Genomic DNA, 26,268 nt, shown 5'->3' with positions numbered 1-26,268 from the left:
TTCTTCACTCCGTCTTTCCACAGGGCTCACCTTTCCCGGGGCGTCTCACTGGCATCGAGAATCTGCCCGCGCCAGGTGCTCCCGGCGGCGGACAGCAGGGTCACCGCAGCGGCCGCCGCGGCTTCCGGGCCTTGCGCAGCCGGGTCCTGGTCCACGGAATAGGCGCGGGCCCGAAGCGCCGTGCGCAGGGGGCCGGGGTACAGGCCGCTGACCCGGACGGGACTGCGGCCCAGTTCATCGTGCAGGCTGGCGATCAGGCCACGCAGGCCGTGCTGGGCTACGCCATACCCCCCCCAATAGGCCTGCCCCACCCGGTCGGGGGCATCGACCGCGAACACCATGGCGGCATCCTCGCGTTGCCGCAGCAGCGGCAGGCAGGCCTGGGCCAGCCAGGCCGGTGCGGTCAGGGTGACATGGACCGCACGGGCGAAACTGGCCGGGTCAGCCAGTTCAAACGGAGTCAGCCCGGGGAAATGCGCGGCGCAGACCAGCAGTCCATCCAGTCGCCCCAGCTCGCGCTGCAGGGCCTGGGCCAGTTCGGCATAGTCATCGGGGCTGGCGCCTTCCAGGTCCAGCGGGTACAGAAGCGGTTCCGGACCGACCGCCTGGACCTGGGCATAGACCCGGTCCAGCCGGCGCGGCTTGCGTCCCAGCAGGACCACGGTGGCACCGGCTGCGGCTGCGGCGACCGCCGCGGCACTGCCCAGCCCTCCCCCGGCGCCGGCGACCAGTACGACGCGATCCTGCAACGGGCGGCCATCGATCGCCCCGTCAGTCGGTGACGTCGACGGCCAGGCACTCATCCCTGGGTCGCCTCTTCGACGATGCGCTTGAGCTCGCCGGATTCAAACAGTTCCATGACGATGTCGCAGCCGCCGATCAACTCACCGTTGATGAACAGCTGCGGGAAGGTCGGCAGATTGGAAAAGCGCGGCAGGTTGGCGCGGATCTCCGGCTCTTCGAGCACGTTGACAGTGCGCAGGGTGACGGCGCCGGCTGCCATCAATGCCTGCACGGCGCGGCTGGAAAAGCCGCACATCGGGTATTGCGGGGTGCCCTTCATGAACAGCACGAGCGGGTAACGATCGACCTCGGCCTGGATTTGCTGCATTACCGCCACAACCACACTCCTTGCTTCGCCGGACAAACCGACCGTGATGGTCGGCTAGACTGCCCACGGTAGCCGCCATTGTAAGCGGATGGAACAGGCTACCGCCGTCCCCTGGCCACGAACCTGTCCATGCCCGTCGAATTGCCTGCCCTGCCCTACCTCCCCGGCTCCCTGCAGCCCCACCTGTCCGCGCAGACCGTTGAGTTGCATCACGGCCGCCACCACCGCGCCTACGTTGACGCGGTCAACGCCGGCACTCTCGGCACCGAGTGGGAGGAGGCGTCACTGGAAGAGATCGTGCGCCATGCCCAGGGCACGCTGTTCGATGCGGCCGCCCAGGCCTGGAACCACGGCTTCTATTGGCAGTGCCTGCGCCCGCGCGGCGGCGGCGAGCCGCAGGGCCGGCTGGGCGAGCTGGTCAAGCGCCAGTTCGGTGATGCGCAGCGCCTGCGCGAGGAATTCAACCGCACCGCGCTGGGCCTGTTCGGCTCGGGCTGGGTGTGGCTGGTGCAGCACCCCGGTGGCCAGCTCGGCATCCAGGCCACCCGCAACGCCGGCACGCCACTGACCGGCGAAAGCACCCCGCTGCTGTGCTGCGATGTCTGGGAGCACGCCTATTACACCGATTACCAGAATGATCGCGCGCGTTACCTGGATGCCTTCTGGCAGATGGTCAACTGGGAATTCGCCGAGAGCCAGCTGCGCTGAGGCAGCGGCTCGGTCACAGGGTAGTGCCGGCCGCTGGCCGGCAACCCACTGGACGTACAAGGATGCCGGGGTTGCCGGCCAGCGACCGGCACTACCGAAATGCAGAGCGGAGCTTCACGCGTTCTCGTGCGCAGCCACCGCGTCCATCACCCGCGCCGAGTACACCAGCGCCGCGCCGGCGTTGAGCGACACCGCCACGCCCAGTGCTTCGGCGATTTCCTCGCGGCTGGCGCCATGCTTCAGCGCAGCGTCCACGTGCACGGTGATGCAGCCGTCGCAGCGGGTGGTCACCGCCACCGCCAATGCGATCAGCTCACGGGTCTTGGCATCCAGATGGTTGGTCTGGGCACCGGCATTGGCCAGGGTGGCGTAGCCCTTGACCGTGTCCGGCGAGAGCTTGCCGATCTCGCCGATGCGGCCCTTCAGTTCCTTGCGGTAGGCATTCCAGTCGAGCATGGTCGTGACTCCTGTGAAAGGAGCTCCACGCTACCACCGGCAATGGTACGCCGATGCCTGCACCGGCGCGCCACACCGTTGCAGGCATACAAGGTTGTGCCGGCCATTGGCCGGCACGCCCGGGCTCAGCGGTTGCGCAGCGCGTGCACTGCCGGCGCCACCTGGGCCTGGCGGTCCAGCTCCAGGCCGACCTGGTCCAGCGCATCGGCCAATGCAGCGGCATCATCGTCGCGCAACGTGGCGTGGCCGACCTTGCGACCTTCGCGCGGCTCCTTGCCGTAATCGTGCCAATGGCCACTGGCCTGACCCAGCACCGGCGCCGGATCGGGCATCGCGCCCAGCCAGTTCAGCATGCAGGCATGGCCGAGCATGCGGGTGCTGCCCAGCGGCAGGCCCAGCACGGCACGCAGGTGGTTCTCGAACTGCGAGGTCTCGCTGCCTTCGATGGTCCAGTGGCCGGAGTTGTGCACGCGCGGTGCCATCTCGTTGGCCAGCAGTTCGCCATCACGGCAGAACAGCTCCAGCGCGAACACGCCCACATACTGCAGGTGCTCGGCGACGCGGCGGGCATAGCCGATCGCTGCCTGCTGCTCGGCGTCGGACAGCACCGCCGGTGCCACGCTGGCCGACAGCACGCCGTCGACATGCCAGTTGCCGGTGACCGGCCAGGCTTCGAAGCTGCCATCGCGGCCACGCACGGCCACCACGCTGACCTCGCGCTGGAAGGCCACGAAGCCTTCCAGGATCAGTCCGGTGCGCTCCACCTGGGCACCGAGCGCATCCCATGCGGCGTCGATGTCGGCTTCGCTGCGCAGGCGGAACTGACCCTTGCCGTCGTAGCCGAGTCGGCGGGTCTTGAGGATGCACGGCAGGCCGAACTCAGCCACCTTCGCCGCCAGCTCGTCGCGGCTGCGGATGTCGGCGAAGGCCGGCAGCGGAATACCCAGCTGCTGGAACAGGGTCTTCTCGCTCAACCGGTCCTGGGCCACCGCCAGCGCGGCCGGCGGCGGATAGACCGGCACGCGGTCGGCCAGGAACTGTGCACTGTCGGCAGGCACGTTCTCGAAATCGAAGGTGACCACATCGACCTTGGCGGCGAAGTCCGCCAAGGCCTGGCGGTCGTCGAAGGCGCCCACGGTGAGCGGCGCCAGCGGGCCGCTGCAGGCGTCGGCGGCCGGGTCGTACAGTTCGAAGCGCAGCCCCAGCGGCGCACCGGCCAGGACCATCATGCGGGCGAGCTGGCCGCCGCCCAGGATGCCGACAGTCAGGCTCATTGGCGCGGATCGTCGTGGGCCATCACGTCTTCGGTCTGGCGTGCACGGAAGGCATCGAGCGCCTGGCCGATCGCCGGCTGGTCGCTGGCCAGCATCGCCGCCGCGAACAGCGCGGCGTTGGAGGCGCCGGCGTTGCCGATGGCGAAGGTGGCGACCGGGATGCCGGCCGGCATCTGCACGATCGACAGCAGGGAATCCATTCCGTTGAGGGCCTTGGACTGCACCGGCACGCCCAGCACCGGCACGGCGGTCTTGGCCGCGATCATGCCCGGCAGGTGCGCGGCCCCGCCGGCACCGGCGATGATCGCGCGCAGGCCACGCGGGCCCGCCTGCTCGGCGTAACTGAACAACACATCCGGCGTCCGATGCGCGGACACCACCTTCACTTCGAACGGAACACCCAGGGCTTCAAGCTTCTGGGCGGCGTGCTGCATGGTTTCCCAGTCGGAACGGGAACCCATGACGATGCCGACAAGCGGCGCGATCGGGTTGGGGGTCATTGGCCGTCACCTGCCTTAAAGACGTATTCTAGCCGTCTTCCACGCAAGACGAAGAACCATGGATCGCAAGCTGCTCGACCTGCTGGTGTCCCCGGACACCCGCCAGCCCCTGTCCCTGCTGGATGGCAAGGGCCTGGAAGCCCTCAACAAGGCCATTTCCGCCGGCACGGTGACCAAGGCCGATGGCAACCCGCTGGCGCAGCCGCTGCGCGAGGCGCTGGTCACCCGTGACCGCAAGCAGGTGTTCCGCGTCGACGACGGCATCCCGGTGCTGCTGGCCGAGGAAGCCATTCCGACCGCCCAGATCGCCGACTTCCCGGCCGCATGAGCACGCTGCCGACGCCGGATGCGGCCGTTGTCGCCGCCGATGTCGCGCGCGCGCTGGCCGAGGACCTGGGCAGCGGTGATGTCACCGCCGCCCTGCTCCCCGACCAGGCCGACAGCGCCTACCTGCTGTGCAAGCAGGATGCGGTGATCGCCGGGCGCCCCTGGTTCGACGCTACCCATCGCGCGCTCGACCCTGACGTGCGCATTGAATGGCACATCGCCGAAGGCGATGCCGTCACCGCCGGCACCGTGCTGGCCCTGCTGCATGGGCGCAGCCGCAGCCTGGTCAGTGCCGAGCGCACTTCGCTGAACTTCCTGCAGACGCTGTCCGGCACCGCGACCACCACTGCCCGCTACGTGGCTGCGGTGGCCGGTACCGGTACCCGCATCCTCGACACCCGCAAGACCCTGCCCGGCCTGCGCCTGGCGCAGAAGTACGCGGTGCGCTGCGGCGGCGGCGAGAACCACCGCTTCGGCCTGTACGACACGGTGATGCTGAAGGAGAACCACATCCGCGCCGCCGGTTCGCTGGCCGCGGCGGTGGCCGCCGCACGCCGGCAGTGGCCTGCGCTGCCACTGGTGGTCGAGGTCGAAGACCTGGCACAGCTGCGCCAGGCGCTCGAAGCCGGTTGCGAACGCATCCTGCTGGATGACTTCAGTCCCGACCTGCGCCGCGAGGCGGTGCGCATCACCGCCGGACGCATTCCGCTGGAAGTCTCCGGCAGCGTCGGCCTGGGCGGCCTGCGCTCGATCGCTGAGGATGGCGTCGATTGCATCTCCATCGGCGGACTGACCAAGCATGTGCAGGCCATCGATCTGTCGTTGAAGCTGGGCCCGCCGCCGGCTTGAGGCCTACGGGACCTTGTGGAGCCGAGCCCACGCTCGGCTGCTTCTCGATCTGCGGCGCGCCCGGCACCCGCTTTGCGCGATGAGCCGAGCGTAGGCTCGGCTCTACACGACCCGGGCGCCTTCACGGCTCGGCTACGCCAGCCTCTGCGACGCTGCGGGCATCCCCCACAGGAGCCGCGCATGCGCCGGATGCTCTTGCCTGCCTGTCTGCTGCTCGCGGCAGCCCCCTTGTCCGCCGCAGCCGCTGAAGCCTGCGATGTCCCTCCCCGCTTCGGCCTGAGCCCATTGGCGGTGGCCATCCGCAATACCGCCTGCAACGAGCACCGGTTGTGGTTCCGGCCCTTCATCGATCGCGATGGCCGCGCCGCCAGCCTCAGCGTCACCGAAGCCGAAAGCGATCACCTGGCCGACAACGGCCTGATCGCCTGGCAGCGCGTGGCCGGCTACTGGCGCAACAGCGGCACGCTCAACGCGATGGGCAGCATCGCCGGCGCCAGCAGCTGTCTGGCACCACTGGGCACGCGCTACACCGACAGCGACTGCCGCGCGTTCCTGATCGACAACCCGTGGTCGGCCGCTTTCATTTCCTGGGTGATGGTGCAGGCCGGCGTTCCCGGCTTCAACACGTCGCCGCGCCACATCGACTACATCCGTGCCGCGTACCAGGGCGGCCCCTCGGGCGTGCCGTACCGGCTGGTCGATCCCGCGACCGCAAAGCCCGCACCGGGCGACCTGTTGTGCTTCCTGCGCGACCGCAGCACGACGCTCAGCTACAGCGGGCTGGTGCAGGCGCTGGGCAACGGTTCGGTGGGCCACTGGAAATCGCATTGCGAAGTGGTGGTGGCTGCCAACCTGGGAGGCGACCAGACCCTGTACCTGGTCGGTGGCAACGTGATGAACACCGTGGCGATGCGGTTGCTGCCGCTGGACCGCACCGGGCTGATCAAGCTGCCCCCGGCACGCGAACGCAACAGCACCGGCATCGACCCCAGCTGCACGCCGGGCCGCGAGGACGAATGCAGCTTCAACCGCCAGGACTGGGCAGCGCTGCTGCAGCTGACCGCGACTGCGCCATTGGTGATGCCGTCACCCTCCGCAGCGCCGATGCAGGCCGTACCGGCCAACGCGCCCGCAGCGCCGACGACGGGCCAGCCACCGCCGAGGCGGTGATACCCGTGCTTGATCCAGCGCACGTTCGCCGCCATCTTTGCCGGATCGACCTCTGACGGCTGACGCCATGCCTACCCTGCTGCTGTTGTTGATTGCCGGCGGAATCATCTACTTCTTCTGGAACGCCGCACGCTCGGCCGCCGAGCGCGCGGTCGAGCTGGGACGCAATGCCTGCCGCGCCGCCGACGTGCAGTGGCTGGACCAGGCGGTGCACGCCACCGGCCTGCGACTGTCGCGTGGCGAGGATGGCCGGCTCGGTTTCGAGCGCACCTTCAAGTTCGAGTATTCCTACGATGGCATCGATCGCCACGTGGGCCGCATGGTGCTGCGTGGCGACCAGCTGATCTCGTTTACCGGCCCCGGTGCCGCGCGGATCAGCCAGATCCGGCCGGATGTGGAGGACGCCGAGGATGTGTAAGAACTGAAGGTGTGCCGACCAACGGTCGGCACCCACACAATTCCGGCACCCACCGGTAAAACCTGCAAAGGAAGACGCCGCCCATCGGGGCGGCGTCGGAAGGGTTACTTGACCACGCGCAGGTTCGGGCGGCCCTTCGGCGGCGGACTGGCCGGCGGCGTGTCGTCCGGCGGCGTGCCTTCCTCGTGCAGCAGCTCATCGCGGGTCGGTGCGGTTTCGTTGCCCGGAATGTCATCCGGCAATGCCATGCCCTGCCCGGTCTCGCGGGCGTAGACCGCCAGCACGGCGCTGATCGGCACCTGCACCGGGTAGCTGGTTCCGGAGAAGCGGGCCGAGAAGCTCACCATTTCGTTGTCGATCATCAGCCGCACCACGGCACGTTCGGCGATGTTGAGCACGACCCGGCCATCCTTGACCGCCGAAGGCGGGACCTGCACGCCGGGGACGCCGGCGTCGACCAGGATGTGCGGGGTCAGCTGGTTGTCGTTGATCCATTCCACCAGCGCCCGCAGCAGGTACGGGCGGTGGCTGGTCATGTGGAAGAAGTCTTCGGTCATGCGTGAAGTGTACGCGCCCGGCGCCCCGCCGGGGCGGATCGTCTGCACGCCGGTCGGCGTGCAGACGGGTAACGCGGGGCCGGATCAGACCGGCAGGTCGCGCAGTTTCTTTTCCTGCTCGGTCAGGCTGCGGACAAATCCCGGATGGCGGAAGATGCGGTTGCCGTAGTCCTCGATCGCCTTGCCGTCCTTCGGCAGCGGCACATCCAGCGACTGCAGGCGCCAGATGATCGGCGCCATCGCGCAGTCGGCCAGGCTCATTTCCGGGTTGAGGAAGAACTTGCTGGCCTTGAACAGCGGCAGCGAGGCGGTCAGCAGTTCCTTCAGGCGCTTGCGTCCGGCCTCGGCCTGGGTCTTGTTGCCCAGCTGGATGGCCTGCACCTGCGGCACCCAGTCGTGCTCGATGCGGAGCATGGCCAGGCGGATGCGTGCACGCGACAACGGGTCGACCGGCATCAGTGGCGGATGCGGGTAGCGCTCATCCAGGTACTCGCTGACCACCGATGCGGCGTACAGCACCAGCTCGCGTTCGACCAGGGTCGGCACCGAGTGGTACGGATTGAGGTCGATCAGGTCTTCAGGCGGGTTCTGCGGATCGACCGGAACGAAGTCGAAGGTGACGCCCTTGGCCGCCAGGACCAGGCGTACACGGTGGCACAGTACGTCGTCGTTCGAGGAAAACAGCGTCAGTGTATTGCGCATGCGTACGCTCGCCGCCATCAAAGGCTCTCCCACGACAGGAGACCGCCTGCCGCATCGGCGCCGCCGGCACCGTGCCAGCGGTCGACTCCTCCCCGAGTGTGCAACCGACCATCACAAAAGCCAATAGGCCCATGCGATGGCCGGTGGCAGAATCAGTGAACGTCCTTCCAGTATTCCTTCTTCAGCAGGTACAGCAGGAAGGTCAGCAGGGCCAGGAACAGGATCACCCACACGCCCAGCTGCTGGCGCTTGAGTGCGGCCGGTTCGCCGGCGTATTCGAGGAAGTTGGTGATGTCCCGCACGGCCTGGTCGTACTGCCCGGCGTCCACCGATCCCGGCGTTTCAATCTTCAGGCCGGTCACTGGCGGGTCCATACCGGGCGCTTCCGCCTTGCCGTGCACCGCATGCTGCAGCCCCTGCATCTCCCACAGCGGGTTGGGCATGGAGGCGTTGGCGAACAGCGCGTTGTTCCAGCCCAGCGGGCGGCTGCTGTCCAGATAGAACGACTTGAGATAGGTATAGACCCAGTCGCTGCCACGCACACGCGCGATCAGGCTGAGATCGGGCGGCATCTTGCCGAACCACTTCTCCGCGTTTTCCTTGGGCATCGCCACCGGGATCGGGTCGCCGATCGCCGAGCCGGTGAAGTTGAGGTTGTTCATCACCTCTTCTTCGGTCAGGCCCAGGTCCTGCGCCATCCGCGAGTAGCGCAGGTACTTCAGCGCGTGGCAGCCGGAGCAGTAGTTCATGTACAGCTGCGCACCCCGCTGCAGCGAGGCGCGGTCACCGAGGTCGTTGCCGGCCTGCAGCAGCTTGGTGCCGCCCTCGGCGGCGGAGGCCAGGAAACTGCCCAGCATCAGGGTGGCCGTCAGGGCCAGCCGGACCATCCAGCGCTCAGTCATGCGTGGTCACCCTCTCCGGTACCGGCTTGGTCTTGTCCAACCTTGTCCATAGCGGCATGGTGATGAAGAACGCGAAGTACAGGAAGGTCAGCACCCGCCCGATGTAGGTTTCATGCACGTCGGTGCCCGGGCCGGAGCCGATCACGCCCAGCCACACGAAGCACACCGCCAGCACGCCCAGCATCACCTTCGAGATCCAGCCGCGGTAGCGCACCGACTTCACCCTGGCCTTGTCCAGCCACGGCACCAGGAACAGGATCGCAATGGCCGAGAACATCACCAGCACGCCACCGAGCTTGTTCGGTACCACGCGCAACATCGCGTAGTAAGGCGTGTAGTACCAGACCGGCTTGATGTGTTCGGGGGTCACCAGGCGGTTGGCCTCGGTGAAGTTGTCGTGTTCCAGGAACAGGCCGCCGAAGCCCGGTGCGAAGAAGATGATGAAGGCGGCGATGATCAGCAGGAAGCCGGCGCCGACACCATCCTTGAGCGTGTAGTACGGATGGAACGGAATACCGTCGGCCGGAGCATTCGGCGACCAGCGGTTGCCCTTCGGCCCCTTCTTGATCTCCACGCCATCGGGGTTGTTCGACCCCACTTCGTGCAGCGCGCCCAGATGCAGCACCACCAGCAACAGCAGCACCAGCGGCAGTGCGATGACGTGCAGCGCGAAGAAGCGGTTGAGCGTGGCGTCACTGGGCAGGTAGTCGCCCATGATCCATTCGGTCAGGCCGTTGCCGATAACCGGTATCGCGCCGAACAGCGAGATGATCACTTTGGCGCCCCAGAACGACATCTGGCCCCACGGCAGCACATAGCCCATGAAGGCCTCGGCCATCAGCACCAGGTAGATCAGCATGCCCAGGATCCACACCAGCTCGCGCGGCTTCTGGTAGCTGCCGTACAGCAGGCCGCGGAACATGTGCAGGTAGACCACGATGAAGAACAGCGAGGCGCCGGTGGAGTGCATGTAGCGGATCAGCCAGCCCCACTCCACATCACGCATGATGTATTCGATGGAGCCGAACGCCTCGGCGGCGCTGGTCTTGTAGTGCATCGTCAGGAAGATGCCGGTGACGATCTGGTTGACCAGCACCAGCAGTGCCAGCGAACCGAAGTAGTACCAGATGTTGAAGTTCTTCGGCGCGTAATACTCGGTAACGTGCTTGCGGTAGACCGGCATCAGGCCCGGCGCGCGGGCATTGACCCAGTCGGCGACGCCGCTGGCGGTACGGGCGAGGATATTGGCCATCAGGCTGCCCCCTGCGGATCGACACCGATGATGATGGTGTTGTCGTCCTGGTAATGGTGCGCGGGCACCTTCAGGTTGATCGGTGCCGGCACATCCTTGAAGACGCGGCCGGACATGTCGAAGCGCGACTTGTGGCAGGGGCAGAAGTAGCCCCCCTTCCACTGCGGGTCGTAGGGCTCAGGCCGGATCTCGGCGACCATTTCCGGCGAGCAGCCCAGGTGCGTGCACAGGCCGACCAGCACGGAGATGTCCGGCTTGATCGAGCGCAGCTCGGGGTTCTGCTTCAGCACGTAGTCCGGCTGCTGGTCCTTCTCGCCGGACTCGGGGTCCTTGAGGCGGCCATCCAGCCCGTGCAGTGCATCCAGGATCGCCTTGGACCGCTTGACGATCCAGATCGGCTGGCCACGCCACTCCACGATCAGGCGTTGGCCTTCCTGCAGGGCGCTGATGTCGGCCACCACCGGTGCACCGGCAAGCTTGGCACGGGCACTGGGGTTCCAGGATTTGATGAAAGGAACAGCGGTGAATCCGACGCCGACGGCGCCAACCACAGCAGTGGTGGCAGAAAGAAAACGCCGACGTCCGGTGTTGACTGGATCGTGTACCCCATCGTTGGCCATCCGGCACTCCGATATTGATTAGGTAGCTTTAAGGCTGCCAGCGGATCCGGTGGGGGCCAGAGCCGCATTGAATCATGGGCGAGTGTAGCGGAACCGTCGCGCGCCACACAACGCATTGCAACAACATTGATTACGGGGTTGCCGGCCAGCGGCCGGCACTACTGGTGTGTCAATGCGGTGCGGTAACGCTCGGCCAGCTGTCCGACCCGGCGCACGTAGTACTGGGTCTCGCTGTAGGGCGGCACGCCACCGTGGCGGTCGACCGCGCCTTCGCCGGCGTTGTAGCCGGCCGCAGCCAGGGTCAGGTCGCCATTGAAGCGCTTCAGCAACCACGCAAGATACTGCACGCCACCACGGATGTTCTGCGCGGCATCGTAGGAATCGCTGACCCCGAAGCGGGCCGCGGTCGGCGGCATCAGCTGCATCAGGCCCTGCGCGCCGGCGCGGCTGAGCGCGGTCGGGTTGTAGGCCGACTCGGCGTGGATGATGGCGCGCACCACGGCTTCTTCGACGCCGAACTCGCGTGCGGCCGAGGTGATCTCGGTCTGGAACGCGGTGGTGTTCAAGCGCACCGAACCGAAGTCCACGCGTGGGTTGACGCCACAGGCATAACAGCGCTCCATGAAACTGTAGCGGATGGTACGCACCGGGCCGAGGTTGGCGACCTGGGTCGGCCGCGCACTGGTGTAGTGGCGCACCCCATCCTTCATGAAGGAATAGACCTGGCCGCTGACCATCCGGCCGGCCCGCGAGGCCGTCGGTACCGCGGCAGGCGCGGGTGCAGCAGGCGTCGGCGCGACTGCAGCGGGCGCAGCGGCGCTGGCCGCCACGGCGACCGGATTGCGTTCGATGCTGGCCACCGAGGTCGGCGCAGGCTTCGATGCGGCCACCACGGGGCGCGGTGCCGGGCGGGTATCGCGGCTGTAGCTGATGCTGCTGCAGCGCGCGCCGGCCACTCGCTTGCTCACGTAGCTGGTGACCCCGTCGGCGCCCTGGCACTTGTACAGGGTGCCAGCGCTGGCCGGCGCAGCGGTCAGCGCAGCGATGATGATCGCCGTTGTCCCCAGTATCCCCTTCATGCCGCGAGTGTCCCAGCTTCGCCGGGGCTTGCCAAGCGATGTGGCTCAGCCTGTGACCGGCGGCACAGCCAGCACCTGGCCCAATCCGGTCAAACGCTGTGCCAGCTCATCGCGCAGGCCCGGCGGTGTGGTCCACAACGCCACCGGCACCCGGTCCAGGCTGAGGATCTGCGCCAGCATCATGCCGCGGCTCTCGGCGCCCATGCGCAACAGGCAATGGTCGGCACCATCAGCCTCCAGCACACCACACCACGGCGGGATGCGCCCTTCCAGCTCGGTGCGGCTGCCGGCCAGGCGGACAATGGCCTGCAGCGCGAAGGGCGCCTGGCTGACCGCCTGCCGCACCATCACGTCCGGGGGCGCGGGCGGGCGCCGATGCATGCCCGGCCCGGAGCATTCGCGCACCGCGCCCATCCGGTCCACGCGCAGGGTGCGCCAGTCCTGGCGGCCCAGGTCCCAGGCCAGCAGGTACCAGCGCCGCCCATAGTTGACCAGGTGCTGCGCCTCGACCTCGCGCTGGGTCACCTCCTCCTGCGCACTGCGGTACTCGAAGGCCAGCCGTGACGCCTGCCGGCAGTGCTGGGCCAGCCGTCCCAGCAGGCGTGCGTCGGTGGAGGGAAGGTCGGACAGGGTGGCCGTCGCCGCATGCACCTCGCCGGCCTGCCGCCGGCGACGGGTGGGGACCAGCGGATCGAGCTTGGACAGCAGGCCCCGCGCGGTGTCGTCGATGCCAGCGACGGTCGCTGACGCGGCACGCAGGGCGATCGCCAGGGTCGTCGCCTCGTCCTCGTCCAGCAGCATCGGCAGCACCGGTGCCCCTGCCCCGAGCTGATAGCCGCCGCCGACCCCCGATGAGGCCCGCACCGGATAGCCCAGTTCGCGCAGGCGTTCGATATCACGGCGGATGCTGCGCCGGTCCACGCCCATGCGCTCGGCCAGCTCAGCCCCGGACCACTGGCGGCGGGCCTGCAGCAGGGCGATCAGGCGCAGCAGTCGATGGGCGGTATGGCGCATGAAGAATCGAGGACAGAAGTCGTCCGCAATAGTGCCTCAGGATGGCTTCCAGTTCACCCACCCACCGCAAGGAGCAATGCCATGAACTCACGCCAGATCACCCTGTACCACGCCGCCAGATCCCGTTCGAGCGGCGCCGTGGCCCTGCTCGAAGCGCTGGGTGCCGACTACCGCATGCAGGTGCTGGACCTGAAGGCCGGTGCCAACCTGGCCCCGGCCTATCTGGCCATCAACCCGATGGGCAAGGTGCCGGCCATCGTCCACAACGGCGCACTGGTGACTGAGCAGGTCGCCATTTATCTGTACCTGGCCGATCTGTATCCGGAGGCGGGGCTGGCCCCGCCGATCGGCGACGCCCTGCGCGGCCCCTACCTGCGCTGGATGGCCTTCTACGGTGCCTGTTTCGAGCCGGCGATGATCGACAAGGCGATGCACCGCGAGCCGCCGCCGCGCCTGATGTCGCCGTACAACGACGCCGAGACTGTGCTGCAGGTGGTCGAGGCCCAGCTGGCGCAGGGCCCGTACCTGCTCGGCGAGACGATGAGTGCCGCCGACGTGCTGTGGGGCAATGCGCTGGCCTGGACCACGGCCTTCGGCCTGGTGCAGCCTGCGCCGGCCACGGCTGATTACATCGCACGGATGAGCGCGATGACCGCCTTCGACCGTTCGCGGCAGATCGATGCGGAGCTGGCGGCCGCGTAAGCAGCCCCCCGCTTGTAGAGCCGAGCCCGCGCTCGGCGGCTCCTCCGCCTTGCACGAGGCAGCCGGGCATGGACTCCGGCTCTACAGTGATGACCACGCCGGGCATGGGCTCGCTTGCACAGGCGCGGCGGCTGGCGCGGGATGCGGGTAGAATTGCCCGCTTTCCCGCCACCCGAATGGATTAAGCGCCATGACCGGGACGCCAGACGTCTTTCCGCCCGCCACGCCGGGCGGTACCCCGCTCGTTGCCCTGCCCGCTGGTCCGCGCAAGCCTGACCAGGTCAAGGGCAAGCTGTACATCAAGACCCACGGTTGCCAGATGAACGAGTACGACTCGGCCAAGATGGCCGACGTGCTTGCCGCCAGCGATGGCCTGGAACTGACCGACAGCCCGGACGACGCCGACGTCATCCTGGTCAACACCTGCTCCATCCGCGAGAAGGCGCAGGAGAAGGTGTTCAGCCAACTCGGCGTGTGGAAGGGCCTGAAGAACAAGGGCCGCGAGGTCATCATCGGCGTGGGCGGCTGCGTTGCCTCGCAGGAAGGCGAAGCGATCATCAAGCGCGCCCCGTTCGTGGACCTTGTGTTCGGTCCGCAGACCCTGCATCGCCTGCCGGAACTGATCCGCGCACGCCGCGAGCAGAAGCGCCCGCAGGTGGACATCAGCTTCCCCGAGATCGAGAAGTTCGACCGCCTGCCCGAGCCACGCGCCGAAGGTGCCTCGGCGTTCGTGTCGATCATGGAAGGCTGTTCCAAGTACTGCTCGTTCTGCGTGGTGCCTTACACCCGCGGCACCGAAGTCAGCCGCCCGTTCGAGGACGTGGTGGTGGAAGTGGCGCAGCTCGCCGCGCAGGGCGTGCGCGAGATCAACCTGCTCGGCCAGAACGTCAACGCCTATCGCGGCCCGTATGGAGACGGTGAGTTTGCCGACCTCGGCCTGCTGATCCGCACCATCGCCGAGATCGATGGGGTCGGCCGCATCCGCTTCACCACCTCGCACCCGCTCGAGTTCAGCGATTCGCTGATCGATGCGTTCCGCGACGTTCCGCAGCTGGCCAACTTCCTGCACCTGCCGGTGCAGGCCGGCAGCGACCGCGTGCTGTCGGCGATGAAGCGCGGCTACACCGCGCTGGAATTCAAGTCGAAGATCCGCAAGCTGCGCGCGGTGCGCCCGGACATTTCAATCAGCTCGGACTTCATCGTCGGCTTCCCCGGCGAGACCGATGCCGACTTCGAGAAGACCATGAAGCTGATCGAGGACATCGGCTTCGACCACAGTTTCTCCTTCATCTATTCGCGTCGACCGGGTACGCCGGCGGCCGATCTGGAGGACACGATCAGCGATGCCGAGAAGCATGCGCGCCTGTCGCGCCTGCAGGAACGCATCAATGCGCACGCCGCCAGCATCTCGGAGAAGATGGTCGGTACCGTGCAGACCGTGCTGGTGGAAGGGCCGTCGCGCAAGAACCCGAACGAGCTGACCGGCAAGACCGAGAACATGCGGTCGGTGAATTTCCCGGCGCCTGCGCGCCTGATCGGGCAGTTCGTGGATGTGGTGATCACCGAAGCGCTGACCAATTCGCTGCGCGCACGGGTGGTGGCGGAGTAAGGTCCGGGTGTGCCGACCAACGGTCGGCGCCCACCGGAAATGATGCCGGCCAGCGGCCGGCACTACCGAATGACAGGCCTCAATCCAGGCGCTTGCGGAAACGCAGGATCGCCAGGGTCATCATCACCACGATGAAGGCCAGCAGCGCCAGTGCGTCGTGCCACAGCTCCCACAGCGAGGCGCCGCGCAGCATGATGCCGCGCACCAGGCGCAGGAAGTGGGTCAGCGGCAGCACTTCGGCCAGCCACTGCACCGTCCGCGGCATGCCGGCGAACGGGAACATGAAGCCCGACAGCAGGATCGACGGCAGGAACAGGAACAGGGTCATCTGCATCGCCTGGAACTGCGAACGCGCGCGCGTGGAGATCAGCAGGCCCAGCGCCAGGTTGGCCAGCACCAGCAGCACCGCGGCCAGGTAGATGTCGAGCAGGCTGCCGCGAATCGGCACCTGGAACAGCCAGGTGCCCAGCACCAGCACCAGCGTGGTCTGCAGCAGACCGATCGCTGCATAGGGCAGCACCTTGCCGACCATCAGTTCGCTGCGCGATACCGGCGTGGCGATCAGCAGTTCCATGTTGCCGCGCTCGCGTTCGCGCACCACCGCCACCGCCGTGAACATCACCAGGGTCATGGTCAGGATCACCCCGATCAGGCCGGGCACGATGTTCACCGCCGAGCGCCGTTGCGGGTTGTAGAAACTGGTCACGCTGACCTGGCCACCGGCAATGCTGCCTTCGCGCAGCGGCCGCGTATTGCTGGTCGGGCGCGTATCCAGTGGCACCTGCGCCAGCTGGATCGCCGCACTCTGCACCACGGTGTCGCTGCCATCGACCAGCACCTGTACCGCTTCGCGTCCATCGAAGCGGCGACGCTCGAAGTCGGCCGGCACCACGATGCCGACGCTGATCTCGCCGCGGCGCAGCGCCTGCATCAGCTGGTCCGGCGTGTAGGCCTCGCTGCGTGGCGTGATCACGCCGGTGGCGACCATGACCTGCACCAGCGCGCGTGAGGCGGCGCTGTTGGCCTGGTCGGCGATACCCGCATCGAGGTGGCGCAGGTTGAGGTTGATCGCATACCCGAACAGCAGCAGCTGCATCACCGGAATGCCGACGATCATCGCCAGCGTGATGCGGTCGCGGCGCAGCTGCCGCAGCTCCTTGAGCATGATCGCCCACAGCCTGCGCAGGTTCATGCCGCTGGCTCCCTGCCACGGCCACGGGTGGCGGCCACGAACACGTCTTCCAGGTTCGGCGCCACCTTCTCGATGCTGGCCTGCGGGTCAGCACTAGCCAGCGCACGGCCCAGCACTGCGATGTCCGCCGCTCCCTCATTGCACAGCACGCGCAGATGGGTGCCGATCTGCGCCACGCTCAGCACGCCGGGCAGCTCGGCCAGCACGCGGCTGGCCTGGCGTGGCTGCGATGACGTGACCTGCAGCGTGCGTCCTTGCAGCCGAGAGCAAAGCTCGGCCGGCGTGCCGTCGGCCACCAGTGCGCCGCGATCAAGGATCGCCAGGCGATGGCAGCGCTCGGCTTCGTCCATGTAATGGGTCGACACCAGCACCGTGGTTCCCGCGTCGGCCAGTTCGAACAGGGCCTCCCAGAAATCGCGGCGCGACTCGGGATCGACCGCGCTGGTCGGCTCGTCCAGGAACAGCAGTTCGGGCGAATGCACCACGGCGCCGGCCAGGGCCAGGCGCTGCTTCTGTCCACCACTGAGCGTGCCGGCCAGCTGCGGCTGCCGGTCCTGCAACCTGTACTGCTGCAGCAGCGCATCGACCCGTTGCCGGGCCTGGTTGCGCGGCAGGTCCTGGATGGCGGCGAGGAATTCCAGGTTCTCGCGTACCGACAGGTCTTCGTACAGCGAGAAGCGCTGGGTCATGTAGCCGATGCGCCGGCGCAGTGCTTCGGCCTGCTCGGGAACCGCCAGGCCCAGCACCTCGATCTGCCCCGCACTGGGTTCCAGCAGGCCGCACAGCATGCGGATGGTGGTCGACTTGCCTGACCCGTTCGGGCCCAGGAAGCCGTACACCTGCCCGCGCGGGACGGTCAGGTCGACCTTGTCCACGGCCAGCAGTTCACCGAAGCGGCGAGTCAGGCCCTGCGCATGCACCGCGATGTCCGCACCGGTGTTCAGAAGCGCACCTGCACCGGCAGTCCGGCCGGAAGCTTCTGCATGTCGCTGGCTGCATCCACTTCGATCTCGGCGAGGTAGCTCAGGCGCTCGACGTCATCGCCGGTCAGTGCGTAGTACGGGGTGAAAGAAGGCTCGCTGCGGATCGCGCGCACATGGCCCTTCAGTACGGTGGTGCCCCCTCCCTCCAGCTGTATCTGTGCCGGCTGACCGACCTTGACCTGCAGGCGCAGCGGCTGCGGCAGGTAGACGCGCGCATAGGGGCGCTCGCCGACCAGCATCACCGCCAGCGGCGCCCCGATCGGTGCCTGGTCACCCTGTCGGTAGGGCAAGGCATCGATCACGCCATCGCGCGGTGCGCGCAGCTGCAGCTTCTGCAGGTTGACGCCCTGCACCACCTGCTGCGCCTGTGCGGCGTCGGCGGCCGCCTGGCCCTGAGCGATGTCCTGCGCGCGACTGCCGTGCACCCGTTCCAGCCAGGCCTGCTCGGCGGCACGCACGCTGGCCGCGGCATTGCCGGCGGCTGCCCGTGCACGGTCCAGCTCGGCGGCGGCGATCAGGCGCTGGCGTGCCAATGGCTGCACCCGACGATAGTAGGCAGTGGCTTCAGCAGACTGCGCGCGCAACGCGGCCAGTTGTGCCTGGGCCTGTGCGATCTGTTCCTGCCGCGGGCCGAGCTTCAGCTCTTCCAGCTGGGCCTGCGCGCGCGCCGTGTCGGCCTGCGCCGCCGCGAACTGCGCGTCGCCGCGGGCGGGGTCGAGCTGCATCAGCACGGCCCCGGCCTTGACCCGCTGGCCCTCGCGCACCTCCACCGTGGCGATCACCTCGGCCGCCGGCGCCGGCACCGTGATCCGGTCCCACTCCAGTGTGCCCAGCGCCGTTGGCGTTGACTGCCCACAGCCCGCCAGCAGGCCGATGCCCGCCAGCCCGAGTCCACGCATCCCGTTGCCGATGCCCATGCCATCCCCTCCTGCGACGTCGACACGGTGCCACCTGCCCCGTGCACCCTCAATGATTCCGATCAGCCCTGACGGTTTTTTCGCCACGTACGGGCGAGCCTTTTGCTGCAAGGTTCCTCGCCACCTATCCACAGCTTGATTCAGCATCATTCCACAGCCGGTGTGGAGAACCGGACGGGGGCGGCCGTACTGGCTGCCTGGCAGCGGAAGATGCGCTGCCGTCACGGGAGCGGCCGACCGTGACGGTTTTTTCACCACCACCTCATACGCCTTGTGGCACAAGCACTGCGAAGGCCTATCCACAGGTTTTCGCGCCCCCCGTCCACACCGGGTGTGGAAAACCGCGTATCGGCCCGCCGCTGGCCGCATGCCCGGTACGCGCGTAACCTTGTCACCCCGAGTCCATCGCGGTGGACGGCGCCCCCGCCCCACCCCAAGCAATGAAAAGCATCGATCATCGAGACTTCACCCTGTCACCGGAAGACAACGAGCGACTGGCCAACCTGTGCGGCCCCTTCGACGGGCACCTGCGCCAGATCGAGCTGAAGCTCGGCGTGGAGATCGCCAATCGTGGCTTCGTGTTCCGCATCAGCGGGCCCAACGAAGCCATCGTCGAGGCGCAGAAGCTGGTTGAAGCGCTGTACGCCGAAGCCGGCGAAACCACCTTCGACAATCACGCCATCCACCTGCGCCTGGCGCAGGCCAACGTCGAGCAGATCGCCGAACGCTCCTACGAAGCGCAGGACGTGGCAATCAAGGTCAAGCGTGGCACGGTACGTGGCCGCGGCGCCAACCAGGGCCGCTACCTGCACCAGATCGCCACGCATGACATCAACTTCGGCATCGGCCCGGCCGGAACCGGCAAGACCTTCCTGGCCGTGGCCAGCGCGGTCGAAGCACTGAACGAGTCACGGGTGCAGCGCCTGATCCTGGTGCGCCCGGCGGTGGAAGCCGGCGAGAAGCTGGGCTTCCTGCCCGGCGACCTGAGCCAGAAGGTCGACCCGTACCTGCGACCGCTGTACGACGCCCTGTACGAGATGATGGGCGTGGAGAAGGTGGTCAAGCTGCTGGAGAAGAACGTCATCGAGATCGCGCCGCTGGCCTACATGCGCGGCCGCACGCTCAACGATGCGTTCGTGATCCTGGACGAGGCGCAGAACACCACCATCGAACAGATGAAGATGTTCCTGACCCGCCTGGGCTACGGCTCCACGGCGGTGGTCACCGGTGACCTGACCCAGACCGACCTGCCCAAGCACGTGAAGTCCGGCCTGCGCGACGCGATCGATGTGCTGCGCGAGGTCGAGGGCGTCAGCTTCACCTTCTTCGAATCCCGCGACGTGGTCCGGCATCCGCTGGTGGCGCGCATCGTCAGCGCCTACGACCGCCGCGACCTGCATCAGATCCAGCCTGGAGCAACGCCATGACCCGTGGTCCCGTGCGACTGGACGTCGCCGTCAGTTATGCCCTGCCGCGTACCGGGCTGCCGGCCGCAGTGAGCTTCCGCAAGTGGGTGGCCGCTGCGTTGAAGGGCCGCATCCGTGAGGCCGACCTGGCCATCCGCGTGGTCGATGCCAAGGAGGGGCAGTCGCTGAACCGCCATTACCGTGGCAAGGACTACGCCACCAACGTGCTCAGCTTCCCGGCCGACGTGCCCGAAGGCCTGCCCAAGGGCGTCAAGTTTCCATTGCTCGGCGACCTGGTGATCTGCGCACCGGTGGTGGCCCGCGAAGCCGACGAACAGGGCAAGGCGCTCAACGCACATTACGCGCACCTGACCGTGCACGGCGTGCTGCACCTGCTTGGCTGGGACCACGAGGACGACAAGGAAGCCGACGCAATGGAACAGCTGGAGCGCGAGATCCTGGCCGAGCTCGGCATCGCCGATCCCTACGCCGGCGAGCGCTGACGGCCACGCATACCGGGTTCATCACAGAGGACACCCCCATCGCGCTGTTGCCCGCACTCATTGCCGCTCTTCTGCAGGTAACCACTGCCCCGGGCATCGACCCCGACCGGGAACGACCGTCGCCGTTCCCGGCCAGCGACAGCGCCGCCGACATTGCCGCCAAAGTCGCCGAGGTGCAGGCCTTCTTTGACGTCAGCCAGCAGACGGCCCGCCAGGCGGTCGCCGAGGCGCAGCAGCACGCGTTGATGGAACGCTTGAGGGCGCGCCACGCGGCACGCCTGGCCGGTATGTGGGTGGACAATGCGACGGGGTGGAACGTCGTCGTGCGACTGACTGGGCCGGCACCTGCGGCCGATGAGACCCATCCAGGGGCGGACGGCCCGCAACGCGTGCGCTACATCATCGGCGCTTCAATGACCGAAGCGGAGATGCAGCGCCGTCTTCAGGCGCAGCAGGGCTGGTTCATCCCGCAGCTGCCCGGCCTGACCGGCTATGGCCTGGACGTCATGACCGGTGAACTGGAGCTGGAACTCCGGGATACCGCTGGCGCGCGCGCAACGGCGGCGACCGTGCGCGACCACCTGCAGGCGCTGCTGGGCTACCCGGTCAGGCTGCGCTGGTACCCAGCGGCATCGCACCTGCAATCTCCCTGACTGCGTAGAGACGCTCGCGATAGCCGACCGGGACCGGTACGATCACCGGCCTGCCTTCCGTTGCGGATCCAGTGCCCGTGCTGCGTATTGTCCTGCCCCTGCTGCTCGTCGCGTCCGCCCCGGCCGCTGCCTTGGACCTGCCGGCGCTGATCGAATGCCGCCAGGGCGTAGCCGATCACGCTGCACTGGCACCGCTGCTGGCTGATCCGCTGAAGGCCGTCGCCCACGGCCTGCAGCCGCTGCCCCAGGGCAACCAGTTCATGAGCGAGTACCGACTGGCCCAGCCGATCAGCGTGTTCGGCGACCGCACCGAACGGGTCGCCGTGGCCGGCTCCAGCATCATGGCGATCCTCGACCAGGCTGACCCGCGGCCGTTGGCCAAACGCCTGGCGCTGGAGACCGGCTACGACCAGGACGGCAAGTTCATGGCCGGCCGCGAGCTGGTCAGCCGCGACGTGACCGACCCGAAGAGCGGCGAGGCCCAGATCGAGTCGATCATCCTCAGCGTCTCCACCGTGGCCTCCCATCCGGGCAAGACCCTGGCCGGCTGTACCTACAGCCTGGACCTGCCTGAAGAAGAAGCCCCTGCCCGGCCTGAACTGGCCCCGCCGCCGATCACCGGACCGGGCAGCGACGGTCACTGACAGGCCGCCACATCCTGCTAGACTTGGGCCAACGCCCGGCCTGCCGGGTGCCTTTTTTCCAGAGATGTCAGAAGACGACAGTAGTAGCTCCCCTGCGGAGCACAGTGAAAAGAAGCGCGGTTGGCTTGAACGCCTGACCTCGGCCTTCTCCGGCGAACCCCACACCCGCGACGAGCTGGTCGCTGTCCTGCACACCGCGCAGGAAGAGGGTCTGATCGCCGCCGATACCCTGAAGATGATGGAAGGCGCCATTTCGGTGGCCGAGCTGACCGTGGGCGACGTGATGATCTCGCGCTCGCAGATGGTCTCGCTGCCGGTCGAAGCGCCCTTCCTGGAACTGATGAAGCAGGTGGTCGAATCGGGCCATTCGCGCTTCCCGGTGCACGGCGAGAACAAGGACGACATCCTTGGCATCCTGCTGGCCAAGGACCTGCTGCGCGGCGTGGTTGCCGACAATGGTCCGGCCAATGTACGTGAACTGCTGCGCCCGGCAGTGCTGATTCCGGAGGCGAAGAAGCTCAACGTGCTGCTGAAGGAGTTCCGCCTGTCGCGCAACCACATGGCCATCGTGGTCGACGAGTACGGCGGTGTTGCCGGTCTGGTCACCATCGAGGACGTGCTGGAGCAGATCGTCGGCGAGATCGACGACGAGCACGACGAGGCCGAGGATCCGTCCGCGCAGATCGCCATCCAGTCCGACGGCCAGTACGTGGTCGACGCGCTGACCCCGATCGGCGACTTCAACGAGCGCTTCGGCGCGACGTTCTCCGACGAGGACTACGACACCATCGGTGGCCTGGTCACCGAGGCCGTGGGCCACCTTCCGGAAGTCGGCGATGAGCTGGCACTGGACCGCTTCATGTTCCGCGTGGCCCGCGCCGATGCTCGCCGGGTTCAGGCCTTCCACGTGACCGTGCTGCCGCCGGACGCGCAGGACGACGCTTGAAGCGCCGCGGCCTGATCCTCATGGTGTGGCTGGCACTGTGGGTGCTGGCCATGGCCCTGCCGCTGGCGGCCTTCGCGCAGCCGGCGGCAGCCGTGCCCGCACCGGCCACCGCCAACGCGGAGGCCCCGGCCCCGCGCATCGGCGTGGTGACCATGCAGCCGGGCACGGTTTTCTTCGAACGCTTCGGCCATGACGCCATCGTCGTGGTCGATCCGGCCAGTGGCGAAGCGACCTCATACAACTTCGGCTACTTCGATCCGTCCGAGGACGACTTCATCAGCCGCTTCGTGCACGGCGACATGATGTATTACCTGGTGGCGCTGCCGCTGCAGCAGGACCTGTCGTACTACGACGAGACCGGCCGCGGTGCCAGCGTGCAGTGGCTGGACCTGCGCCCCGAACAGGCGCGTTCCCTGGCCGCTGACCTGGCCGAGCGGGCCAAGCCGGAAAACGCGCGCTACCACTACGATTACTACACCGCCAACTGCGCCACGATGGTACGCGACACGGTGGATAAGGCACTGGGCGGTGGCCTGCAGTCGCAGTTGTCGGGGCGTTCGCGCGGCAACACCTACCGCAGCGAGTCGGTGCGCCTGGCCTCGCCCGCCCCGTGGATGTGGCTGGGCTTCGATGTCGGCCTGGGGCCGTTCGCCGACCAGCCGCTGTCGCGCTGGCAGGAAGCGTTCGTGCCGATGCGCCTGGCCGATGCGCTGCGCCAGGCACGCAACAGTGATGGCCGGCCGCTGGTGCAGTCCGAACAGGAACTGCTGCCGCACCGCATTGATCCGGAGCCGAAGGAGTTCGCGCGTCGTTGGTGGCCGTGGCTGCTGCTTGGCCTGGTCGTGGCCGGCGGCGTGCTGGCGCTGCGCAACCGGCCGCGCCTGCTGGCTGGGCTGGCCCTGCCGTTCTGGCTGTTGTGCGCCGTCGCCGGCAGCCTGCTGGTGTTCCTGTGGGGCTTCAGCACCCACTACGCCGCCTGGGCCAACCGCAACCTGCTGCTGCTTTCGCCGCTGGCCGTGCTGCTGCTGCCGGGAGCAGTCAGCCTGCTGCGCCGGCGCGTGCCGGGGCGCATGTTCAGGATCGTGCTGTGGCTACTGGCGGTACAGGCCGTGGCCGCGCTGGTGCTGCACTGGCTGAGCCTGCAGGCCCAGTACAACGTGCAGTGGATCGTACTGCTGTTGCCCGTGCACGCGGCACTGGCCTGGGTGTTGGGGCGCCGTCCTCACTTGTCCGAAACACGGCGCTGACGCACGATGGCGGGCATGTCATTGCCCGCCTCCGCTGCCGCCCCTGCTTCAGCCAACCCCGCCTGCGTCATCAACTGCGTCCACTATGATGACGAGGGCATACGCCACGACATCAGCCTGGACGCCATCAGCGATGTCATCGCCAGTGGCAATGGCTTCGTGTGGGTCGGCCTGTACGATCCCAACGACGATGTGCTGCTGAAACTGCAGGAAGAATTCTGCCTGCACGACCTGGCCATCGAGGATGCGCGCAACGCGCACCAGCGGCCCAAGGTCGAGACCTACGGCAATTCGATGTTCGTGGTGGTCACCACCGCGCAGATGGTCGACGAGCGCATCCAGTATGGCGAAACCCATGCCTTCCTCGGCCCGCGCTTCCTGGTGACGGTGCGCCACGGCGCCTCGCTGTCCTACGCGCCGGTACGTGCTCGGGTCGAGCGTGAGCCGCAGCTGCTGAAGATGGGCCCGTCGTACTGCCTGTACGCGGTGACCGACTTCGTGGTCGACAATTACCTGCCGATCGTGCACCGCTTCCGCGACACCCTGGACCTGCTGGAAAAGGACATCTTCGCCGAGAACTACAAGCGCAGCACCGTGGTGCGCCTGTACGAGCTCAAGCGCGAACTGAACAAGATGCGGATGGCGGTGGCGCCGCTGCAGGATGTGCTGGCCCAGCTGCGCCGTTACCAGGGCGAGCTGGTTCCGGACGAAGTGAAGCTGTACATCCGTGACGTGCACGACCACGCGGTACGCATCAGCGATGTGATCGACACCCTGCGCGAGATGCTGGGCACCGCGCTCAGCGTGAACCTGTCGCTGGTGACGCTGGCGCAGGGCGAGACGGTCAAGCGCCTCGGTGCGTGGGCCGCGCTGCTGGCGGCACCGACGCTGATCACCAGCTGGTACGGGATGAACTTCAGCCACATGCCGGAGCTGAGCCAACCGTGGGCCTACCCACTGATGATCGTTGGTGTGGGCGGCGTCTGCGTGGGCCTGTACCGGTTGTTCAAGCGTTCGGGCTGGCTGTAGAGCGTATCGACCCGCGGTCGATACCCACAAAACCGGGGACATATCGACCAACGGTCGATACCCACCAGACTGGTAGGCCACGACCGTTGGTCGTGGCGCATTGCATGATCCATCAAGCCACGTAAACGGTCTTGATGTTCATGAACTCATGGATGCCGTGGTCGGCCAGTTCCCGGCCAAAGCCAGACTGCTTGCTGCCGCCGAACGGCAGCCGCGCATCGCTTTTGACGATGGCATTGACGAAGGCCGCACCGCATTCCATGCGTTGCGCGAAGGCTTCGCCGCGCACCGGATCGCGCGTCCACACACTGCCGCCCAGGCCGAAGCGCGTGTCGTTGGCCACGCGCAGTGCCTCGCTCTCATCAGCGACCCGGATCACCGCAGCCACCGGACCGAACAGTTCCTCGTCGTAGGCCGGCATGCCCGGGCCGACCTGGTCGAGCACCGTGGCCGGATAGCCGGCATGGGTGCCGGCAATCGGCTCGCCGCCTATCAGCACCCGCGCACCCTTGGTCACGCTGGCCTGTACCTGCTTGTGCAGTTCATCGCGCAGATCGGCACGGGCCATCGGCGCCAGCGTGGTGCCCCGCTCATCGGGGTCGCCGTACTGGCGCTCGGCCGCAGCTTCAACGAAGCGACGGGTGAATTCATCGGCTACCGCCTCGACCACGATGAACCGCTTGGCAGCGATGCAGGTCTGCCCGCTGTTGTCGAAGCGCGACTTCACCGCTGCCGCAACCGTCTTGTCGAGGTCGGCATCGTCGAGCACCACGAAGGCATCGCTGCCACCCAGCTCCATCACCGACTTCTTCAATTGGCTGCCGGCGTTGGAGGCGATCGAGCGCCCTGCCCGCTCGCTGCCGGTCAGCGTCACCGCCTTCACCCGTGCGTCGCGCAGCACGTCGGCGGCCTGGTCGTTGTCGATGTGCAGCACGTCGAACACGCCGTCCGGCAGGCCGCCATCACGGCACACCGCCAGGATCAGGTCGGCACACTGCGGCACGTTGCTGGCGTGCTTGAGCAGGGCCACGTTGCCGGCCATGAACGCCGGTGCGAGGAAGCGGAACACCTGCCAGATCGGGAAATTCCACGGCATCACCGCGAATACACAGCCGATCGGCTCGTAGCGCACGTAGCTGCGCTGGGCTTCGGTGTCGATCAACTGCGGCTTGAGGTAGTCGGCCGCGTGGTCGGCGTAGTACTCGCAGGCGGCAGCGCACTTGTCGACCTCGGCCAGCGCTTCGGCCTTGAGCTTGCCCATCTCGTGGGTCATCGCCTGCTGCAGGTCGTCGCGGCGCGTGCGCAGCTGCGCCGCGATCTGGCGCAGGATCACGCCGCGTTCCTGCAGCGAACGCTCGGCCCAGCCGGGGAACGCATCGGCGGCGGCCTGCAGGCGCTGCTCGATGTCGGCAGCGCCCATCAGTTCATGGCGGTAGGTCACCTGGCCGGTGGCCGGGTCGACGATCTCGACGGTCATGGGGGATCTCCATCTGGAAGA

General features: G+C 67.4%; 30 protein-coding genes. 14 read left to right on the top strand and 16 right to left on the bottom strand.

The window, feature by feature from the left end; translation table 11 throughout:
* Positions 1–26: 26 nt before the first annotated feature.
* Positions 27–803, bottom strand: a complete 777-nt coding sequence (locus ACM0O9_RS09390; RefSeq protein WP_053500310.1) for an SDR family NAD(P)-dependent oxidoreductase — start codon at positions 801–803, stop codon at positions 27–29.
* Complete coding sequence (grxD, locus tag ACM0O9_RS09385; protein WP_005415957.1) at positions 800–1,120, bottom strand: Grx4 family monothiol glutaredoxin; 321 nt, start codon at positions 1,118–1,120, stop codon at positions 800–802. The genes ACM0O9_RS09390 and grxD overlap by 4 nt, the downstream gene beginning before the upstream one ends.
* Positions 1,121–1,240: 120 nt before the next feature.
* On the opposite strand from grxD, the gene ACM0O9_RS09380 reads away from it, so the two are divergent.
* On the top strand, positions 1,241–1,819 hold the full coding sequence (locus ACM0O9_RS09380; RefSeq protein WP_032954072.1) for a superoxide dismutase: 579 nt from the start codon (positions 1,241–1,243) through the stop codon (positions 1,817–1,819).
* A 114-nt stretch (positions 1,820–1,933) separates the two neighbouring features.
* Here the strand turns inward: ACM0O9_RS09380 and ACM0O9_RS09375 are convergent, their stop codons facing one another.
* From ACM0O9_RS09375 to purE, 3 genes are all read right to left on the bottom strand, one after another.
* Positions 1,934–2,275 (bottom strand): carboxymuconolactone decarboxylase family protein, encoded by a 342-nt coding sequence (locus tag ACM0O9_RS09375; RefSeq protein ID WP_019659022.1) that lies wholly within the window; start codon positions 2,273–2,275, stop codon positions 1,934–1,936.
* A gap of 125 nt (positions 2,276–2,400) precedes the next feature.
* Positions 2,401–3,549 carry a 5-(carboxyamino)imidazole ribonucleotide synthase gene (locus ACM0O9_RS09370; protein WP_069137945.1) on the bottom strand — a complete coding sequence of 383 codons (1,149 nt, stop codon included), beginning with the start codon at positions 3,547–3,549 and terminating at the stop codon, positions 2,401–2,403.
* Positions 3,546–4,049 (bottom strand): 5-(carboxyamino)imidazole ribonucleotide mutase, encoded by a 504-nt coding sequence (purE, locus tag ACM0O9_RS09365; protein ID WP_005412808.1) that lies wholly within the window; start codon positions 4,047–4,049, stop codon positions 3,546–3,548. Before purE ends, ACM0O9_RS09370 begins: the two co-directional genes overlap by 4 nt.
* A 58-nt stretch (positions 4,050–4,107) precedes the next feature.
* On the opposite strand from purE, the gene ACM0O9_RS09360 reads away from it, so the two are divergent.
* From ACM0O9_RS09360 to ACM0O9_RS09345, 4 genes are all read left to right on the top strand, one after another.
* Complete coding sequence (locus tag ACM0O9_RS09360; RefSeq protein WP_005415953.1) at positions 4,108–4,377, top strand: Trm112 family protein; 270 nt, start codon at positions 4,108–4,110, stop codon at positions 4,375–4,377.
* Entirely contained in the window at positions 4,374–5,225 is an 852-nt protein-coding gene (gene nadC, locus ACM0O9_RS09355; RefSeq protein ID WP_005415952.1) for a carboxylating nicotinate-nucleotide diphosphorylase, read from the top strand. The genes ACM0O9_RS09360 and nadC overlap by 4 nt, the downstream gene beginning before the upstream one ends.
* Positions 5,226–5,405: 180 nt before the next feature.
* A complete protein-coding gene (locus tag ACM0O9_RS09350) occupies positions 5,406–6,395 on the top strand; it encodes a DUF2272 domain-containing protein (RefSeq protein ID WP_032954068.1) in 990 nt (329 codons plus the stop codon).
* A gap of 67 nt (positions 6,396–6,462) precedes the next feature.
* Positions 6,463–6,813 carry a DUF3301 domain-containing protein gene (locus ACM0O9_RS09345; protein ID WP_005415950.1) on the top strand — a complete coding sequence of 117 codons (351 nt, stop codon included), beginning with the start codon at positions 6,463–6,465 and terminating at the stop codon, positions 6,811–6,813.
* A gap of 104 nt (positions 6,814–6,917) precedes the next feature.
* Here ACM0O9_RS09345 and ACM0O9_RS09340 read toward each other — a convergent pair whose 3' ends face one another.
* The 7 genes from ACM0O9_RS09340 to ACM0O9_RS09310 all read right to left on the bottom strand — a co-directional run bounded on the left by ACM0O9_RS09340 (position 6,918) and on the right by ACM0O9_RS09310 (position 12,939).
* Positions 6,918–7,370, bottom strand: a complete 453-nt coding sequence (locus ACM0O9_RS09340) for a ClpXP protease specificity-enhancing factor (RefSeq protein ID WP_005415949.1) — start codon at positions 7,368–7,370, stop codon at positions 6,918–6,920.
* Positions 7,371–7,454: 84 nt separating this feature from the next.
* The gene (locus ACM0O9_RS09335; protein WP_005415948.1) at positions 7,455–8,090 is read right to left on the bottom strand and encodes a glutathione S-transferase N-terminal domain-containing protein; all 636 of its coding nucleotides are present in this window, start codon (positions 8,088–8,090) and stop codon (positions 7,455–7,457) included.
* Between the two features lie 134 nt (positions 8,091–8,224).
* Positions 8,225–8,974: a cytochrome c1 gene (locus ACM0O9_RS09330; RefSeq protein WP_049414892.1), complete on the bottom strand. Its 750-nt coding sequence runs from the start codon at positions 8,972–8,974 to the stop codon at positions 8,225–8,227.
* On the bottom strand, positions 8,967–10,226 hold the full coding sequence (locus tag ACM0O9_RS09325; RefSeq protein WP_049451337.1) for a cytochrome b: 1,260 nt from the start codon (positions 10,224–10,226) through the stop codon (positions 8,967–8,969). Before ACM0O9_RS09325 ends, ACM0O9_RS09330 begins: the two co-directional genes overlap by 8 nt.
* Positions 10,226–10,846 (bottom strand): ubiquinol-cytochrome c reductase iron-sulfur subunit, encoded by a 621-nt coding sequence (gene petA / locus ACM0O9_RS09320; protein WP_004151998.1) that lies wholly within the window; start codon positions 10,844–10,846, stop codon positions 10,226–10,228. Before petA ends, ACM0O9_RS09325 begins: the two co-directional genes overlap by 1 nt.
* 158 nt (positions 10,847–11,004) lie before the next feature.
* Positions 11,005–11,925 carry a lytic transglycosylase domain-containing protein gene (locus tag ACM0O9_RS09315; protein ID WP_065177385.1) on the bottom strand — a complete coding sequence of 307 codons (921 nt, stop codon included), beginning with the start codon at positions 11,923–11,925 and terminating at the stop codon, positions 11,005–11,007.
* 45 nt (positions 11,926–11,970) lie between these two features.
* Positions 11,971–12,939: a helix-turn-helix transcriptional regulator gene (locus ACM0O9_RS09310; RefSeq protein WP_005415943.1), complete on the bottom strand. Its 969-nt coding sequence runs from the start codon at positions 12,937–12,939 to the stop codon at positions 11,971–11,973.
* An 81-nt stretch (positions 12,940–13,020) separates the two neighbouring features.
* Here ACM0O9_RS09310 and ACM0O9_RS09305 point away from each other — a divergent pair, with 81 nt between their 5' ends.
* Both ACM0O9_RS09305 and miaB read left to right on the top strand, forming a co-directional pair.
* Complete coding sequence (locus ACM0O9_RS09305) at positions 13,021–13,641, top strand: glutathione S-transferase family protein (protein WP_005415942.1); 621 nt, start codon at positions 13,021–13,023, stop codon at positions 13,639–13,641.
* A 190-nt stretch (positions 13,642–13,831) separates the two neighbouring features.
* Positions 13,832–15,250: a tRNA (N6-isopentenyl adenosine(37)-C2)-methylthiotransferase MiaB gene (gene miaB, locus ACM0O9_RS09300; protein ID WP_049435924.1), complete on the top strand. Its 1,419-nt coding sequence runs from the start codon at positions 13,832–13,834 to the stop codon at positions 15,248–15,250.
* Between the two features lie 79 nt (positions 15,251–15,329).
* Here the strand turns inward: miaB and ACM0O9_RS09295 are convergent, their stop codons facing one another.
* From ACM0O9_RS09295 to ACM0O9_RS09285, 3 genes are read right to left on the bottom strand one after another with little or no spacing between them, the layout of a single operon-like run.
* Positions 15,330–16,442, bottom strand: coding sequence for an ABC transporter permease (locus tag ACM0O9_RS09295; protein ID WP_065186104.1), 1,113 nt, complete (start codon positions 16,440–16,442; stop codon positions 15,330–15,332).
* A complete protein-coding gene (locus ACM0O9_RS09290; protein ID WP_414603964.1) occupies positions 16,439–17,362 on the bottom strand; it encodes an ABC transporter ATP-binding protein in 924 nt (307 codons plus the stop codon). The genes ACM0O9_RS09295 and ACM0O9_RS09290 overlap by 4 nt, the downstream gene beginning before the upstream one ends.
* A 20-nt stretch (positions 17,363–17,382) precedes the next feature.
* Entirely contained in the window at positions 17,383–18,342 is a 960-nt protein-coding gene (locus tag ACM0O9_RS09285) for an HlyD family secretion protein (protein WP_053498639.1), read from the bottom strand.
* A 440-nt stretch (positions 18,343–18,782) separates the two neighbouring features.
* Between ACM0O9_RS09285 and ACM0O9_RS09280 the strand changes: the two genes are divergently transcribed.
* The 7 genes from ACM0O9_RS09280 (at position 18,783) to ACM0O9_RS09250 (ending at position 24,770) form a co-directional block, all read left to right on the top strand.
* A complete protein-coding gene (locus ACM0O9_RS09280; protein WP_005415936.1) occupies positions 18,783–19,769 on the top strand; it encodes a PhoH family protein in 987 nt (328 codons plus the stop codon).
* The gene (gene ybeY / locus ACM0O9_RS09275; RefSeq protein ID WP_065177391.1) at positions 19,766–20,251 is read left to right on the top strand and encodes an rRNA maturation RNase YbeY; all 486 of its coding nucleotides are present in this window, start codon (positions 19,766–19,768) and stop codon (positions 20,249–20,251) included. Before ACM0O9_RS09280 ends, ybeY begins: the two co-directional genes overlap by 4 nt.
* A gap of 47 nt (positions 20,252–20,298) precedes the next feature.
* A complete protein-coding gene (locus ACM0O9_RS09270) occupies positions 20,299–20,904 on the top strand; it encodes a hypothetical protein (protein ID WP_065177392.1) in 606 nt (201 codons plus the stop codon).
* Between the two features lie 77 nt (positions 20,905–20,981).
* Complete coding sequence (locus ACM0O9_RS09265; RefSeq protein WP_005415933.1) at positions 20,982–21,548, top strand: hypothetical protein; 567 nt, start codon at positions 20,982–20,984, stop codon at positions 21,546–21,548.
* 64 nt (positions 21,549–21,612) lie between these two features.
* On the top strand, positions 21,613–22,494 hold the full coding sequence (locus tag ACM0O9_RS09260) for a CorC family transporter (RefSeq protein ID WP_005408827.1): 882 nt from the start codon (positions 21,613–21,615) through the stop codon (positions 22,492–22,494).
* Positions 22,491–23,741, top strand: coding sequence for a lipoprotein N-acyltransferase Lnb domain-containing protein (locus ACM0O9_RS09255; protein WP_414603965.1), 1,251 nt, complete (start codon positions 22,491–22,493; stop codon positions 23,739–23,741). The genes ACM0O9_RS09260 and ACM0O9_RS09255 overlap by 4 nt, the downstream gene beginning before the upstream one ends.
* A 6-nt stretch (positions 23,742–23,747) precedes the next feature.
* Positions 23,748–24,770 carry a magnesium and cobalt transport protein CorA gene (locus ACM0O9_RS09250; protein ID WP_414603966.1) on the top strand — a complete coding sequence of 341 codons (1,023 nt, stop codon included), beginning with the start codon at positions 23,748–23,750 and terminating at the stop codon, positions 24,768–24,770.
* A gap of 112 nt (positions 24,771–24,882) precedes the next feature.
* On the opposite strand, the gene ACM0O9_RS09245 is transcribed toward ACM0O9_RS09250, so the two are convergent.
* Positions 24,883–26,247, bottom strand: a complete 1,365-nt coding sequence (locus tag ACM0O9_RS09245; RefSeq protein WP_414603967.1) for an NAD-dependent succinate-semialdehyde dehydrogenase — start codon at positions 26,245–26,247, stop codon at positions 24,883–24,885.
* Positions 26,248–26,268: the final 21 nt, after the last annotated feature.

Source organism: Stenotrophomonas sp. FR012 (assembly GCF_047520565.2).
Classification (GTDB): domain Bacteria; phylum Pseudomonadota; class Gammaproteobacteria; order Xanthomonadales; family Xanthomonadaceae; genus Stenotrophomonas; species Stenotrophomonas sepilia.
Note: the sequence above shows the minus strand (reverse complement) of the source record. Positions and strands in the feature narration are given on the sequence as shown.

Excerpts from the sequence above, each read along its gene's own strand:
- ACM0O9_RS09375 (WP_019659022.1), bottom strand. The coding sequence starts at position 2,275 with ATGCTCGACTGGAATGCCTACCGCAAGGAACTGAAGGGCCGCATCGGC.
- petA (WP_004151998.1), bottom strand. The coding sequence starts at position 10,846 with ATGGCCAACGATGGGGTACACGATCCAGTCAACACCGGACGTCGGCGT.
- ACM0O9_RS09280 (WP_005415936.1), top strand. The coding sequence starts at position 18,783 with ATGAAAAGCATCGATCATCGAGACTTCACCCTGTCACCGGAAGACAAC.
- ACM0O9_RS09360 (WP_005415953.1), top strand. The coding sequence starts at position 4,108 with ATGGATCGCAAGCTGCTCGACCTGCTGGTGTCCCCGGACACCCGCCAG.
- ybeY (WP_065177391.1), top strand. The coding sequence starts at position 19,766 with ATGACCCGTGGTCCCGTGCGACTGGACGTCGCCGTCAGTTATGCCCTG.
- ACM0O9_RS09350 (WP_032954068.1), top strand. The coding sequence starts at position 5,406 with ATGCGCCGGATGCTCTTGCCTGCCTGTCTGCTGCTCGCGGCAGCCCCC.
- ACM0O9_RS09250 (WP_414603966.1), top strand. The coding sequence starts at position 23,748 with ATGGCGGGCATGTCATTGCCCGCCTCCGCTGCCGCCCCTGCTTCAGCC.
- ACM0O9_RS09325 (WP_049451337.1), bottom strand. The coding sequence starts at position 10,226 with ATGGCCAATATCCTCGCCCGTACCGCCAGCGGCGTCGCCGACTGGGTC.
- ACM0O9_RS09295 (WP_065186104.1), bottom strand. The coding sequence starts at position 16,442 with ATGAACCTGCGCAGGCTGTGGGCGATCATGCTCAAGGAGCTGCGGCAG.
- ACM0O9_RS09370 (WP_069137945.1), bottom strand. The coding sequence starts at position 3,549 with ATGAGCCTGACTGTCGGCATCCTGGGCGGCGGCCAGCTCGCCCGCATG.
- ACM0O9_RS09335 (WP_005415948.1), bottom strand. The coding sequence starts at position 8,090 with ATGGCGGCGAGCGTACGCATGCGCAATACACTGACGCTGTTTTCCTCG.
- miaB (WP_049435924.1), top strand. The coding sequence starts at position 13,832 with ATGACCGGGACGCCAGACGTCTTTCCGCCCGCCACGCCGGGCGGTACC.
- ACM0O9_RS09315 (WP_065177385.1), bottom strand. The coding sequence starts at position 11,925 with ATGAAGGGGATACTGGGGACAACGGCGATCATCATCGCTGCGCTGACC.
- ACM0O9_RS09245 (WP_414603967.1), bottom strand. The coding sequence starts at position 26,247 with ATGACCGTCGAGATCGTCGACCCGGCCACCGGCCAGGTGACCTACCGC.
- ACM0O9_RS09380 (WP_032954072.1), top strand. The coding sequence starts at position 1,241 with ATGCCCGTCGAATTGCCTGCCCTGCCCTACCTCCCCGGCTCCCTGCAG.
- ACM0O9_RS09285 (WP_053498639.1), bottom strand. The coding sequence starts at position 18,342 with ATGGGCATCGGCAACGGGATGCGTGGACTCGGGCTGGCGGGCATCGGC.
- ACM0O9_RS09310 (WP_005415943.1), bottom strand. The coding sequence starts at position 12,939 with ATGCGCCATACCGCCCATCGACTGCTGCGCCTGATCGCCCTGCTGCAG.
- ACM0O9_RS09340 (WP_005415949.1), bottom strand. The coding sequence starts at position 7,370 with ATGACCGAAGACTTCTTCCACATGACCAGCCACCGCCCGTACCTGCTG.
- purE (WP_005412808.1), bottom strand. The coding sequence starts at position 4,049 with ATGACCCCCAACCCGATCGCGCCGCTTGTCGGCATCGTCATGGGTTCC.
- ACM0O9_RS09305 (WP_005415942.1), top strand. The coding sequence starts at position 13,021 with ATGAACTCACGCCAGATCACCCTGTACCACGCCGCCAGATCCCGTTCG.
- ACM0O9_RS09390 (WP_053500310.1), bottom strand. The coding sequence starts at position 803 with ATGAGTGCCTGGCCGTCGACGTCACCGACTGACGGGGCGATCGATGGC.
- ACM0O9_RS09260 (WP_005408827.1), top strand. The coding sequence starts at position 21,613 with ATGTCAGAAGACGACAGTAGTAGCTCCCCTGCGGAGCACAGTGAAAAG.
- ACM0O9_RS09345 (WP_005415950.1), top strand. The coding sequence starts at position 6,463 with ATGCCTACCCTGCTGCTGTTGTTGATTGCCGGCGGAATCATCTACTTC.
- ACM0O9_RS09330 (WP_049414892.1), bottom strand. The coding sequence starts at position 8,974 with ATGACTGAGCGCTGGATGGTCCGGCTGGCCCTGACGGCCACCCTGATG.
- nadC (WP_005415952.1), top strand. The coding sequence starts at position 4,374 with ATGAGCACGCTGCCGACGCCGGATGCGGCCGTTGTCGCCGCCGATGTC.